The 13828-nt window shown below is 65.7% G+C and carries 11 protein-coding genes; 5 read left to right on the forward strand and 6 right to left on the reverse strand.

Annotation, left to right across the window (positions count from 1 at the left end; genetic code table 11):
* Window positions 1–43 precede the first annotated feature (43 nt).
* From VK98_RS08545 to VK98_RS08565, 5 genes are all read left to right on the forward strand, one after another.
* Window positions 44–2200 (forward strand): UvrD-helicase domain-containing protein, encoded by a 2157-nt coding sequence (locus tag VK98_RS08545; RefSeq protein ID WP_048413625.1) that lies wholly within the window; start codon window positions 44–46, stop codon window positions 2198–2200.
* A 96-nt stretch (window positions 2201–2296) separates the two neighbouring features.
* Window positions 2297–4012, forward strand: coding sequence for a tetratricopeptide repeat-containing response regulator (locus VK98_RS08550; RefSeq protein ID WP_048413626.1), 1716 nt, complete (start codon window positions 2297–2299; stop codon window positions 4010–4012).
* Complete coding sequence (locus VK98_RS08555; RefSeq protein WP_048413627.1) at window positions 4000–4740, forward strand: LytTR family DNA-binding domain-containing protein; 741 nt, start codon at window positions 4000–4002, stop codon at window positions 4738–4740. The genes VK98_RS08550 and VK98_RS08555 overlap by 13 nt, the downstream gene beginning before the upstream one ends.
* Window positions 4741–4968: 228 nt before the next feature.
* Complete coding sequence (locus VK98_RS08560) at window positions 4969–6669, forward strand: hydrogenase maturation protein (RefSeq protein ID WP_048413628.1); 1701 nt, start codon at window positions 4969–4971, stop codon at window positions 6667–6669.
* A 348-nt stretch (window positions 6670–7017) separates the two neighbouring features.
* On the forward strand, window positions 7018–8475 hold the full coding sequence (locus VK98_RS08565; RefSeq protein WP_197083000.1) for a sensor domain-containing diguanylate cyclase: 1458 nt from the start codon (window positions 7018–7020) through the stop codon (window positions 8473–8475).
* A gap of 22 nt (window positions 8476–8497) precedes the next feature.
* Here VK98_RS08565 and VK98_RS08570 read toward each other — a convergent pair whose 3' ends face one another.
* From VK98_RS08570 to puuE, 6 genes are all read right to left on the reverse strand, one after another.
* Window positions 8498–9853 carry a nucleobase:cation symporter-2 family protein gene (locus tag VK98_RS08570; protein ID WP_048413630.1) on the reverse strand — a complete coding sequence of 452 codons (1356 nt, stop codon included), beginning with the start codon at window positions 9851–9853 and terminating at the stop codon, window positions 8498–8500.
* A 111-nt stretch (window positions 9854–9964) separates the two neighbouring features.
* On the reverse strand, window positions 9965–10468 hold the full coding sequence (locus VK98_RS08575; protein WP_048413631.1) for an ureidoglycolate lyase: 504 nt from the start codon (window positions 10466–10468) through the stop codon (window positions 9965–9967).
* Between the two features lie 37 nt (window positions 10469–10505).
* Complete coding sequence (gene alc, locus VK98_RS08580) at window positions 10506–11546, reverse strand: allantoicase (protein WP_048413632.1); 1041 nt, start codon at window positions 11544–11546, stop codon at window positions 10506–10508.
* Window positions 11547–11745: 199 nt separating this feature from the next.
* The gene (locus VK98_RS08585; protein ID WP_048413633.1) at window positions 11746–12363 is read right to left on the reverse strand and encodes a LysE family translocator; all 618 of its coding nucleotides are present in this window, start codon (window positions 12361–12363) and stop codon (window positions 11746–11748) included.
* Window positions 12364–12374: 11 nt separating this feature from the next.
* Entirely contained in the window at window positions 12375–12884 is a 510-nt protein-coding gene (gene uraD, locus VK98_RS08590) for a 2-oxo-4-hydroxy-4-carboxy-5-ureidoimidazoline decarboxylase (RefSeq protein WP_048413634.1), read from the reverse strand.
* Window positions 12875–13813 (reverse strand): allantoinase PuuE, encoded by a 939-nt coding sequence (gene puuE, locus VK98_RS08595; RefSeq protein WP_231589232.1) that lies wholly within the window; start codon window positions 13811–13813, stop codon window positions 12875–12877. Before puuE ends, uraD begins: the two co-directional genes overlap by 10 nt.
* Window positions 13814–13828: the final 15 nt, after the last annotated feature.

Raw genomic sequence — 13828 nt, forward strand, 5'->3', positions numbered from 1 at the left:
GGTGTAAAATGGCGTTTTGCCTGAACCAGATAGACACCTCGCCATGACAGATCTCCTCGCCGGCCTCAACCCGGAACAACTACGCGCCGTCACCTGGCCCGCCAAGAGCGCGCTGGTGCTGGCCGGCGCGGGCAGCGGCAAGACCCGGGTGCTGACCACCCGCATCGCCTGGCTGCTGTCCACCGGGCAGATCGGCCCCAGCGGCATTCTGGCGGTGACCTTCACCAACAAGGCCGCGCGCGAAATGCAAACCCGGTTGGCCGCCCTGGTGCCGGTGAACGTTCGCACCATGTGGATAGGCACCTTCCACGGCCTGTGCAACCGCTTCCTGCGTTCGCACTACCGCGACGCCGGCCTGCCGCAGACCTTCCAGATCCTGGACTCCGCCGACCAGCAGGCGGCGATCAAGCGCCTGCTGAAAAGCCTGGAGCTGTCCGACGAGAAATTCCCGCCGCGCGCGGTGCAAAGCTTCATCAACGGCAGCAAGGAAGCCGGCCTGCGCGCCGACAAGCTGCCGCCGGCGCTCAATCCCTACGAAGCCAAGCTGGTGGAGCTCTACGCCGCCTACGACGCCCAGTGCCGCCGTGAAGGCGTGGTGGACTTCGCCGAACTGCTGTTGCGCAGCTACGAACTGCTGAGCGCCAATCAGGCGCTGCGCCAACACTACTGCAGCCGCTTCCGCCACATCCTGGTGGACGAGTTCCAGGACACCAACCGCCTGCAATACGCCTGGCTCAAGCTCCTGGCCGGCGACGGCGGCTCCTTGTTCGCCGTCGGCGACGACGACCAGAGCATCTACGCCTTCCGCGGCGCGGAAGTGGGCAATATGCGCTCCCTGCTCAACGATTTCTCGGTCAGCGAACCGGTGCGCCTGGAGCAGAACTACCGCTCGATGGGCAATATCCTCAACGCCGCCAACGCGCTGATCGAGCAAAACGACGGCCGGCTGGGCAAGAATCTGTGGACCGACGCCGGCGAGGGCGAAAAGATCCGCCTGTTCGAAGCCTACTCCGACGGCGAGGAAGCCGAGTTCATCACCGACGAAGTGCGCAGCCTCAAGCGCGACGGCTTCAACCTGTCCGACATGGCCATTCTCTACCGCTCCAACGCCCAGTCGCGGCTGCTGGAGCACGTGCTGGTCAACGCCCAGATTCCCTACCGCATCTACGGCGGCCTGCGCTTCTTCGAGCGCCAGGAAGTCAAGCACGCGCTGGCCTATCTGCGCCTGATCGCCAATCCGGAAGACGACAACGCGCTGCTGCGCGTGATCAATGTGCCGGCGCGCGGCATCGGCGCGCGCACGGTGGAAGGCCTGCAGGCGGCCAGCCGCGAACAGGGCGTCACGCTGTGGCAGGCCGCCTGCGCCTCCGGCGGCGGCCGCACCGCCGCCAAGCTGGGCGAATTCGTGCTGCTGGTGGAGCGCATGCGCGAGCGCAGCCGCGAACTGAAGCTGGCCGAGGCCGTCAGCCTGGCCATAGACGACTCCGGCCTGCGCGCGATGTACGAACAGGACAAGAAGGAAGGCGAAGAACGGCTGGCCAACCTGGACGAACTGATCAACGCCGCCGCCGGCTTCATGCCGGACGAGCCGGCGCAGGCGCTGACCGAATTCCTCAGCGCCGCCAGCCTGGAGGCCGGCGAACACCAGGCCGAAGCCGGCAGCGACGCGCTGCAGCTGATGACGGTGCACGCCGCCAAGGGCCTGGAGTTCGACGCCGTCTTCGTCTCCGGCCTGGAAGAAGGCCTGTTCCCGCACGAAAACAGCATGAACGACGGCAAGGGCCTGCAAGAGGAACGCCGGCTGATGTACGTGGCCATCACCCGCGCCCGCCAGCGGCTCTACCTGTCCAACGCGCAAAGCCGCATGCTGCACGGCCAGAGCCGCTACCCGATCCGCTCGCGCTTCGTCGACGAAATCCCGGCGGAGCTCACCCACGACCTATCTGCTAAAGTGAAAACGCAGGCCAAGACAAATGCATCGACCAACGCATCCTGGCGCACGGTCCCGAAAGTGGGCCGCGTGGCCGCCGACAACAGCCAGGGCTTCCGCATTGGCCAATCCGTCGAACACGCCAAGTTCGGCAGCGGCGTGGTGATCAACGCCGAAGGCGGCGGCGAGGATGTGCGCCTGCAAATCAATTTCGCCGAGCACGGCGTGAAGTGGCTGGACCTGCGCTACGCCAAGCTGAGCGCCGGCTGAGTTCGGGCTGAGCCGCTCGCCGCCGCGGCGGCCGCTTGAGCGATTTTTGTAAGTCGCACTGATGACAGTTTGCGGAGAATCGTCAAAGATAGCGAGATGAGCACAGCCAACACCAACTCCACCACCTTCCAAAGCGTCGCCGCCGCGAGCAAGACCGGCGCCGCGCCACGGAAAAGCTACGACGATCCGTACAGCAAGCGCCTGTTCCTGATCATCGACAGCCTGCCGGAAATGCAACGCGCGCTGGCGATGACCTTGTCCTCCTTCGGGGCCGACAAGGTGGAATACGCCAGCAAGGCCGGCGACGCGCTGGCCAAGATGGGCAAATACGAGTTCGACGTGGTGCTGTGCGACTACGACCTGGGCAACGGCTACGACGGCCTCTACCTGTTCGAAGAGGTCAAGGAACGCAATCTGATCAAACAGTCCTGCGTGTTCATGATCGTCACCGGCGAACGCCGCTCCCAGCGCGTGATCTCCGCCGCGGAGCTGGGACCGGACGACTACCTGCTCAAACCCTTCACCGGCGAAGTGCTGCGCGAGCGGCTGGAGAAGGCGATGCGCCGCCGCGAAGCCTTCCGCCTGGTGGACGAAGCCATCATGCGCCACGAATACCTGAGCGCCATCGAAGTCTGCTCGCGCCTGATCGGCGAGCGCGGCGAATTCACGCTGGACTTCATGAAGCTCAAGGGCTCGCTGGCGCTGAAGATAGGCGACTTCGACAGCGCGCGCTCGCTGTACATGGACGTGCTGCGCATCAAGCCGGTGCCCTGGGCCAAAATGGGCCTGGCCAAATCGCTGACCGGCCTGAAAGCCTACGACGAGGCGCGGCTGCTGTTCGAAGAAGTGCTCACCGACAACGACCGGGTGATGGAAGCCTACGACTGGCTGGCCAAGCTCTACCGCAGCAACCACAATCTGGACGAAGCCCAGGCCACCTTGAAGCAGGCCACCGACATCTCGCCGGTGGTGTTCCGCCGCCAGCAACAGCTGGCGGAAGTGGCCCTGCTCAATAATCAGCTGGAGGTGGCGGAAGGCGCCTGCCAGACCACGCTGGACATCGCCAAATACACCTGGCACCGCAGCCCCACCCACTACGCCGCGCTGGCGCGGGTGCAACTGGCGCGCGGCGACACCGCCAACGTCGGCCGCACCCTGTCCAATCTGCGCCGCGACTACCGCTACAATGAAGAAGGCGAATGGATGGCCTCCGTGGTGGACAGCCAGTTGCAAAGCAAGAAAGGCAACCGCGACAAGGCCCGGCAATTGTTCAGCGACGCAGAAACCAAATTCCGCCAGCTGGCGCCCAAGCTCAGCAGCGACGCGCAGATGGAGTTCGCCCGCGCCTGCTACGCCCAGGGACACAAGGACGCCGGCAACAGCGTGATGCGCGACCTGGTGCGCAACCATCACGACGACGAGGAACTGCTGGCGCGCTTCGGCGACATGTTCGAAGAAGTGGGCCTGGGCGAAGACGGCCGCCAGCTGATCGCCGACAACGTGCAATCGGTGCTGGAGCTGAACAACCAGGCGGTGCGCGAAGCCCAGGCCGGACAGTTCGACTCCGCCATCGAACGCTTCGTCAAAGCCCACGAGGAAATGCCGCAGAACATCCAGGTGATGCTCAACCTGATCAACGCCACCATGGCCTACGTCCACCGCCAGGGCTGGCACGAAAGCCATATGCGCCGCGCCCACGATATGCTGAGCAAGGTGCGCGACCTCGCCCCCACCAACAACAAGTTCCAGAAAATCCTGCAAGCCTGGCGCATGCTGGTGGAAAAGCTGGGCAAACCTCAATGGGTGCTGTAAGCCCCTGGCAAGACTGGCGCGCGCTGGTGGTGGACGACGAGCCGCTGGCCTGCGAACGCCTGCGCCAACTATTGCGCGAACAAGGGCTGCAACATGTTTACTGTCTGACCGACAGCCGCCAGGCCATGGCCTGGCTGGCGCAGAATCTGGCCGACATCGTGCTGGCCGACATCTCCATGCCCGGCGTTTCCGGCCTGGAACTGGCCCAGCAGCTGCGACGCCAGCCGCTGGCGCCGCAGCTGATCTTCACCACCGCTCATGAACAGTACGCGGTCAACGCCTTCGAGCTGGAAGCCATCGACTACCTGCTCAAGCCGGTGCGCCGCGAACGACTGCGCCAGGCGCTGGAACGCGCCGGCCGCCAGCGCGGCGAAGCGCCGCAGCCGGAAGCCAGCTTCACCGTGCGCCAACGCGACCGCCTGCTGCCCATCCCCTTCTCCCAGGCCCGCTATCTGAAGGCCGAACTCAAATACGTCACCCTGGTGACCCCGGACGCGGAATACCTGCTGGACGAAACCCTGATCGCGCTGGAACAGCGGCTGGGCGACGCCGCCGTGCGCATCCACCGCAACTGCCTGGTGATGCGTCACGCGCTGCGCGAACTGTTCCGCGCCAGCACCGACGGCGAGGAACAATGGCAGGTACGCCTGGCCGACATCGGCCAGCCTCTGCCGGTCAGCCGGCGTCAGCTGGCCGGCATCAAGCAGTGCTTGAACCAGCAGGACTAGGCACGCCCTCCTCTCCCCGCGCGCCGTCCCCATATATACAGATCACAAAACCAAAGCATCTGTAATCATTGATGGCAGAAAGCTGCGTTCTGATTTTCAATCGCATCAGACTTGACTTTAGTCATTTGTCATTATCAGAACTAAAACTATCATCCTTGCCCATGCGCACGGCTCGCGCGGCAAGCAACCGCCGCCGGCCATGCATTCATTTTTGGGCAAGGAGCGGTCATGCGGTCATTGAAAATCATCTTGTTGTCGTCGGCATTCAACGGTCTCACTCAACGCGCCTGGCTGGAATTGCGCCAGTCCGGCCACCAAGTCAGCGTGCAGCTGTTCACCAATGAGCAGGAAGTCAGCGCCAACATCCAGCAATCCGGCGCCGATCTCGTCATCTGCCCCTTCCTCAAGGACCGGGTGCCGGAAACCCTGTGGCGCGACGCCAGCCGGCCGGTGGTCATCATCCACCCCGGCATCGTCGGCGACCGCGGCGCCTCGGCGCTGGACTGGGCCATCACCCTGCGGGAGAAGCGCTGGGGCGTCACCGCGCTGCAAGCGGTGGAGGAAATGGACGCCGGCCCGATCTGGTCCAGCTGCGAATTCGACATGCCGCCGGAAACGCGCAAATCCGAGCTCTACAACGGCCCGGTCAGCGACGCCGCCATGTATTGCATCCGCGACGTGGTGGAAAAGTTCGGCGCCGGCTTCGAGCCCGAGCCGCTGGACTACGGCCAGACGCATGTGCGCGGCCGGCTGCAGCCCAATATGCGGCAGAGCGACCGCGCCTTCCTGTGGCAGCAACCGGCGGCCGAAATCAAGCGCCGCATCGACGCCGCCGACGGCCAGCCCGGCGTGCTGACGCAGCTGGCCAGCGGCGACTACTACGTCTACGACGCCCACCTGGACTACCGCGCCGGCCAGCCCGGCCAACTGCTGGCGGTGCACGACGACGCCGTGCTGGTGGGCGCCGGCGAGCACAGCCTGTGGCTGGGCGCGCTGCGCCGCAAGCCCGAGGCCGGCGAGGAAACCTTCAAGCAGCCGGCGCGTCATGTGCTGGCCGGGCTGCTGGACGACGTGCCGCGGCTGGACTGGTCCATCGTTACCCATCCGCACTGCGAGGAAAGCTACCAGCCCATCCGCTACCGCGAATACGGCCGCGTCGGCGAGCTGACCTTCGAGTTCTACAACGGCGCGATGAGCACCGAACAATGCCGGCGGCTGAGCGAAGCGCTGCGCTGGGCCAAGGCCCAGGACACCAGCGTGCTGCTGGTGCGCGGCGGCCGCGGCAGCTTCAGCAACGGCGTCCACCTCAATGTGATCCAGGCCGCGCCCGAACCGGGCCTGGAGGCCTGGGCCAATATCCAGGCCATAGACGACGTCTGCCAGGAAATGCTGACCGCGCGCCAGCTGGTGGTCTCCGGCCTGACCGGCAACGCCGGCGCCGGCGGCGTGATGCTGGCCCTGGCCGCCGACCTGGTGTTCGCCCGCGGCGGCGTGGTGCTCAATCCGCACTACAAGACCATGGGCCTGTACGGCTCGGAATACTGGACCTACAGCCTGCCGCGCGCGGTGGGCGAAGAACAGGCCCGGCAACTGACCGAAGCCTGCCTGCCTCTAAGCGCGCGCGAAGCCTGGCGTCTGGGCATGGTCCACGACATCGGCCCGCACGATCCGCACGACTTCGGCGTCTGGCTGCGCCAGGCCGCCGGACTGGCGCTGAACGACGACCGCTTCCGCCTGCAACGCGCGCGCAAGGCCGAGCCGGATCTGGAGCGGATGGAGCGCTGCCGCCAGACCGAGCTGCTGGAAATGCGCCAGGACATGGTGGAAAACCGCGGCCAGTTCCTGGAGAAATGCCGCAATTTCGTGCTCAAGCGCAAGGCCTGCGGCACGCCGCAACGCCTGGTCGCCGATTGGGCGCAGACGCGCTAACAAAACCCCTGATCCCGCGTTGCGCCTCCTGGTCGTACGACTTGTACTTCCTGCGTCGGCGCGCCTTGGCTTAGGTTCTCTGCGAGGCTTTGTTAGCGGCTCTAAGCACCGCCCACCCGGTTCTCATCGCCAAAACGGCCCGCCCGCGCGGGCCGTTTGGTTTCAATTTCATGACGAAAAACAACAGTATTGTTTTACGTACAACTACTTAAAACCCGCTTTTTCATCAGTCAAAGCTAAAAAATAGCCGCGCCTTCTTATAAAATCTGTCATCCCCTCTTTCCCCCTTCCTACGGTTGCTACATGCGGACACGGCTGGTTTATGCAGGATGCATCGCGATATGGCTGGTGCTGAGTGCGCTAGTGGCCCTGTCGGTCGCCAGTCACGCGCTGCTGGGCGCGGAGCAGCAATTCAACCGCGACGCCCTGCTGCTGTCCGAACAGCTCAATCAAAAACTGCAAAGCCATGAAACCGTGCTGGACAGCTACGCCACCTTCAGCGCGCTGGATCGCCGCCGGGACCTGCCGTCCGAAAAAAGACTGGCCCGGCAACTGCTGCGCCGCTATCCGCAGATCCTGTGGCTGGGCCATATCGAACGCATCACCCCCGGCCAGCTGCCGATGTTCGGCCAACGCCTGAAGCAGCTGTACGGCCAGGCGCTGCCGGTGCCCGCCGCCAGCGGCGACGGCTGGGAAGGCCGCTTCGGCCTGTTCTCGCTCGCATTCATCGAACCCATGCCCCAGCCCGGCCTGCTGGCCGCGGACCTGGGCCGGCTGCAAGCCGCGCGCCAGGCCCTGCAAAACGCGCTGGAAAGCGGCCGCATGGAAATCTCCAGCCAGATCAAGCTGCCCGGCCTCCCGGCCGGCTACCTGCTGATCCGCGCGATGGACGACATGCTGAGCAAGCCGCTGGCCGCCTCGCTGGCGCCGGCCCACTTCGCCGCCATGGCGATACGCGCCGACAGCCTGCTGCCCAGCCCGCTGGCGCTGCGGGAAGGCGTGGAAGTGCGTTTGTTCCACCGCAACGAGCCTCCGCCCGGCCCGCCCACCCTGCTGCGCGGCGCCGAACACGCCAGCGCCTTGGAAACCCTGCTGTTCCCGCGGCTGGAAGCCCGCCACCCGCTGGGCGGCGCCAGCCAGCCCTTATTGCTGACCATCAGCCAACAACTGGGCTGGCGGCAGATCGGCGCGTTTGAATGGGGGATGTTGCTATTCCTGTCGCTGGCCTTGCTGGCCGGCCTGCTGCTGGTCTCCCATCACTACCTGCAATTGGCGCACGGCCGCCGCCAACGCGAAAACCAGCTGTTCTACCTGGCCAACCACGACCGCCTGACCGGCCTGGCCAACCGCAACCTGTTCTACGACCGGCTGCAGCACGCCATCTCGCGGGTGGACCGCAGCGGCAAGCGGCTGGCCCTGCTGTTTCTGGACCTGGACCGCTTCAAACCGGTCAACGACACTTACGGCCACATCACCGGCGACCGCATCCTGCAACTGATCGCCGCCCGCATCAAGGAAGAACTGCGCGGCGAGGACACGGTGGCGCGGCTGGGCGGCGACGAGTTCGTGGTGCTGATGGAAGACATCGAATCCAACCGCGAGGCGGACAAGATCGTCAACCGGCTGAAGCAGGTGATTCACCAGCCCTATGAGGTCAACGATCATTTGATCTCGGTCGGCGTCAGCATCGGCATCGCCTATTACCCGGAGGACGGCTTGTTGATCGACGAGCTGCTGACGGTGGCGGACCGCAAGATGTACGGCAACAAGCGCGAGATCGCGGCGGCGGGCGCAGAAACCGCCTGATCCCGGCCGCCGCAACACCGCCCTAGTGCGCGGCCTCCCCAAGCGCAACGCCGGACGCCGCCGTTTCCCGCGGCCGCGCCAGGCCGTTGAACCAGAGGTTCAGCGCCACCGCGCTGACCGTGGCCAGCAGGATGCCGCTATGCAGCAAGGGCGCCAGCACCTCCGGCAATTGCCGGAAGAAGCCCGGCGACACCGTCGGAATCATGCCCAGGCCCAGGCTGATGGCCACCACCAGCAGATTATGCCTCTGCGTCTGATAGTCCACCTTGCCCAGGATCTTGATCCCGGTGGCCAGCACCATGCCGAACATCACCAGGCCGGCCCCGCCCAGCACAAAGGGCGGAATCGACGCCACGATCAGCGACATCTTGGGCACCAGGCCAAAGACCACCAGGATGCCGCCGGCCATCACGCACACCCAGCGGCTGCTGACGCCGGTGACGCCCACCAGGCCGACGTTCTGCGAGAAGGAGGTATGCGGAAAAGAGTTGAACAGGCCGCCTATCACCGTGCCCAGCGCGTCCACTCGCAGACCGCGCACCAAGGCCGCCCGGTCCACCGGACGCTCCACAATCTCCCCCAGCGCCAGGAACATGCCCATGGACTCGACGAAGATGATCAGCATCACCACGGTCAGCGTCAGAATGGACCACAGCTCAAAGCGCGGCAGGCCGAAACGGAAGGGCACGATGGGCGCGAACCAGGCCGCCTCGCCCAGGCCGCCCAAATTGACCTTGCCCAGCAGCAAGGCCAGGACAAAGCCGAACAGCAAGCCCAGCAGCACCGCGATATTGCAGAGAAAACCCTTCAGATAGCGGGTGACCAGCAGAATGAACAGCAGCACCGCCACCGACACGCCCAGGTAAAGCGGATGGCCGTAGTCCGGGTTGCCCTTGCCGCCGGCGGCCCAATCAATGCCGACGCGGATGATGGACAGACCGATGGAGGTGATCACCACCCCGGTGACCAGCGGCGGAAACAGGCCGATCAGCCGCCCCATCAGCGGCACCAGCAACAGGCTGAGCACCCCGGCGCCGATGGTGGCGCCGAAGATGCCGGGCAAGCCCAGCGCCGGATTGCCGCCTATGGCCACCATTGGCCCCACCGCGGCGAAAGTCACCGCCATGATCACCGGCAGCCGAATGCCCAGGCCGCGAACGCCCACGCACTGCAATAAGGTCACCACCCCGCAACAAAACAGGTCGGCGCTGATCAGGAACGCGATCTGCTCCTTGGGCAAGCCCACGGCAGCGCCGATGATCAGCGGCACCGCCACCGCACCGGCGTACATCACCAACACATGTTGCAGGCCCAGAGTGAACAGCCTGCCCATGGGCAGGCGCTGATCCACCGGGTGCACCGACAGCTTGGAATCCATGCTCGTCTCCTTGGTAGATGCCGGGCCGCTTATTCATGCGCCGCCGCCCTGGCGACTTGCTGGTGTTACACAACCGACTCCTTGACAACAAAAAGGGACGGCGGCGCGGACTCAGCCCGCGCCGACCGGATTGATGAGATAGGACCGCGACAACATAACCTCGTCGCAATTGTCGCCGGCGCCGATGCGGTCCAGCAGGATGAAATCGCCGGCCCGCTCCAGGCTGGTCAACGGGTGATGCCAGGTGCCGCGGTGATAATTGACGCCCTGATCCCCGCGCGCCAGAAAGGCGCGGATCCGGCTTTCGTCCGGCCGGTCGCCGGCGCAGGCCGGCGCCACCACCACCACGCAGGCGACGCCGTTGCAGGGGATGAAGGCCTGGCTGCCCAGTGGATGCCGCTCCAGCATGCGGATCTCCAGCGGCAGGCGGTGCGCGTCGCCGCGCGCCATGCTGATGCCGGGCAGACCGCCGGCGACATCGACTAGGCCCAACCGGTGATAGCGGCGGGTGCTGCCCTGGTTGATGGGAAACCAATCGCTGCCGTCGGCTTCAATCACATCGCCAAACGGCGCAAAAGCCTGTTTGCTCAAAGGCTCCAAGCTTAGAATCGTCATGCCGCGCTCCTCAGTGAAGCAATGCCGCCAGACCGGCTCAATCCGCTAGCCGGCCCCAGATCCGCAAGCGGCTGACCCCGCCGTCCGGGAAAATGTTCAGGCGCACATGGGTGACCGCGCCCAGGTCGCGCAGCAAGTCCTTGCCGTAAAAGTGCTGCCGGTCCATCTCGGTTTTCTGCTCCGGCAGCAAGGGCTCCCAAAACATCGCCTGGGTCACGATGGACTGATCGGTGCCATGGCGAACATAGGCGGCCTGCAGCGAAATCCTGTCCGGGTAATTGCCCTTGAAGTGGGCGGTGTCCACTTCGATGCGCTCCACCAGCGCCGCATGCCCCAGCTCGACGATGCACCAGTCGTTGCCCGGCTCGCGGCGGCGGCGGGTTTCCCAGCCGTCGCCCATATTCACGCCGCGCCCCGGCATCAGCAGCCGGAACGGCACGCCGAAATGGGCGTCGTTATAGGCGACGATGCGGCCGCCCTTTTCCAGCGCCGACACCTCGTGCGGCACAGCCGGGTCCTGCCGCGCCCAGTCGCAGACCGGCTGGCCGTAGACCCGAAAGCGCGCCACGCCGCCGTCCGGATAGATATTCAGGCGCAGATGAGTCCAGCAGCGCGCATCGTCGATGGCGATGAAATGATGGGCGCAGGGGCCCAGGGAGGCGGCCGGCAGGATCTCCACCCACTCGGTCCGCTCGTCCGGATCGCCGGCCGAGCGGCAAGCCTCCACCGAGGCCGCCGGCGGATAATTGCCGCTGAAGTGGCTGGTATCGATGTCCAGGCCCTTGATCACCCCGGGCAGGCCCAGCTGGATCACCGCGTGGTCATAGCCGCCGTTGCGGCGGCGGCGGGTTTCCCAGCCGTCCATCCATTTGCCGTGATCGTCGAACTCGCCGACGATGAACACCGGCTCGGACGCTTGCAGCATCCGCTCCGCCGCGGCGAACCACTGATCGGAACAGGCCAGCACCCTGGCGCCGAAATCAGCGGCGGCCAGGTTGGCGTAACGCCGGGCGAATTCCGGCACATCGGCCGCCGGAGCGCGCAGCACCGTTCCCGCCGGGTGATTGACAAGCGCCATCAGACTCTCTCCTTTTTAGAACCTGTTTACGATCTGCTGCGCTTCGGCGATACAGCGTTGAAAACACCCTCAAAATGCTCATGTACCAACCGTACATTCCGCTTTTTCGGCCGTTTTCGCCTTGTCTCGCTCTTGCTCGCGAGATCGTAAACACGTTCTTAAGTGCATCGGCGCGCAAGCAGGCCGCGCCGTCCGCCGTTCATGCCGTCAGCCGGCTCCAGATCAGCGCCAGCCCCAGTGCGAGGAAAAACAAGGCCGAAGCCTTGAGAAACACCATGCGCAGCACCGCCAGCCGCTGGAAGAACAACTGCGCCAGCAAGCCGTACGCGGTCTTGCACATTAAATCGATCGCCGCCCAGCCCGCCGCCATCCAGCCCAGTTGCGGCGCCAGCGGCGCTTGGGCGTCGATGAACTGCGGCAGCAGCGCCACGAAAAAAGCGATGTCCTTGGGATTGCTGATGCCCAGCAGAAAGGCATGGGAAAACCACTGCGCCGGCGCGCCGCTGTGGCCCCCCTGCGCGGCCGCGGCCTGGCCGGCGCCGCGCCAGCCCTTGAAGCCCAGCCATAGCAGATAGCCGGCGCCCAGCAGCTGCAAGCCGGCGAACAAGCCGGGCGAGGCCAGGATCAGCGCGCCCACGCCCAGCGCGGACAAGAGCAGCAGCGACAAAGAGGCCAGCACGCCGCCGGCAAACGCCGGCCAGGCGCGCAGCAAACCATGCTCGGCGCTGGTGGCCACCATGAACAACGACAGCGGCCCGGGCACGGCGATCACCACCAGGATGGACAACAAGTAGATGACGAGAATCTGGCTGGACATGGCGGCTCCGGCTAGGCGATCAGTTCGGCCAGACGCAGGCCGGCGATCCGGTAGATCTGCTGCAAACAGGCCTGCCGCTCCGCTGCCGGCTCGGCGGCCAGCCGCCGCTGAAACTCGGCGATGATGTCGGCGCGCTGATAGCCGCGCACCGCCAGAATGAAGGGGAAACCAAAGCGCGCCCGGTAGTCGGCGTTCAGCCGCCGCAGCAGTTCCAGTTCCTGCGGCGAGCACCGGTCCAGGCCGGCGCCGCCTTGCTCGGCGGCGGATTCGGCGGTCACCTCCCCGTGCAGCGCCGCCTTGCCAGCCAGCTCCGGGTGGGCGCGGATCAGGCGCAATTGCGCCTCCACGCCCGCCTCCTCCACCTGCCGCCGCATGCAGCCGTGCAAATCGGCCACGCTGGCGAACGGCCGCAGGCCGGCCGCCTGCGCCGCCACCCAGGGCGAATGCTCGAAAATGCCGCCCAGCGCGGCGGTGAAGCGCTCCGTCGGCAGCGTGTTCAACTGCGCCAGCGTCAAGGACATGATCCGTCTCCGGTGAAAGGATGCGCTTCCCGCCAATGCCGGGCGATATCCACCCGCCGGCACACCCACACCCGCGGATGCGCTTCCAGGTAATCGAGAAAACGGCGCAGGCCGGCGAAGCGGCTGGGCCGGCCGATCAGGCGGCAATGCAGCCCCACCGACAACATGCGCGGCTTGTCGGCGCCCTCGGCGTAGAGCACGTCGAACGCGTCTTTCAGATAACTGAAGAAATGCTCGCCGGTATTAAAGCCCTGAGCGGTGGCGAAGCGCATGTCGTTGGTGTCCAGCGCGTAAGGCACGATCAGATGCGGCTGCTCGCCGCCGTCGCTGCGCCGCACCCGGGTCCAAAACGGCAGGTCGTCGCCGTAGTAATCCGAGTCGTAGAGAAAACCGCCGTCGTCCGCCACCAGCCGCCGCGTGTTGGGGCTGTCGCGGCCGGTGTACCAGCCGGACGGACGCTGGCCGGTCAGGCGGCGGATCGCCTCCACGCAGCGCCGCATATGCTCGCGCTCCACAGCCTCGTCCACTTCTTGGTAATGAATCCAGCGATAGCCGTGGCCGGCCACCTCATGGCCCAGCTCCACCAGCGCGCTGGCCAGCTCCGGGTGCCGCTCTAGTGCCATGCCCACGCCAAACACCGTCAACGGCAGGCCGCGCCGCTCAAACTCGCGCAGCACGCGCCAGACCCCGGCGCGCGAGCCGTACTCGTAAATCGACTCCATCGACAGATGCCGCGCCGGATAGGCCTCCGCGCCGATGATTTCCGACAAGAACTGCTCAGAGCCGGCGTCGCCATGCAACACATTGCTCTCGCCGCCCTCCTCGTAATTGAGCACGAACTGCACGGCGATGCGCGCCGCGCCCGGCCAGTTGGCCTCCGGCAGCTCGCGGCCGTAGCCGATCAAATCGCGTGGATAATCCGCCTGCATGGCCATCCTTCCCGC

The sequence above is a fragment of the Chromobacterium sp. LK11 genome (assembly GCF_001043705.1).
GTDB classification, from domain to species: domain Bacteria; phylum Pseudomonadota; class Gammaproteobacteria; order Burkholderiales; family Chromobacteriaceae; genus Chromobacterium; species Chromobacterium alkanivorans.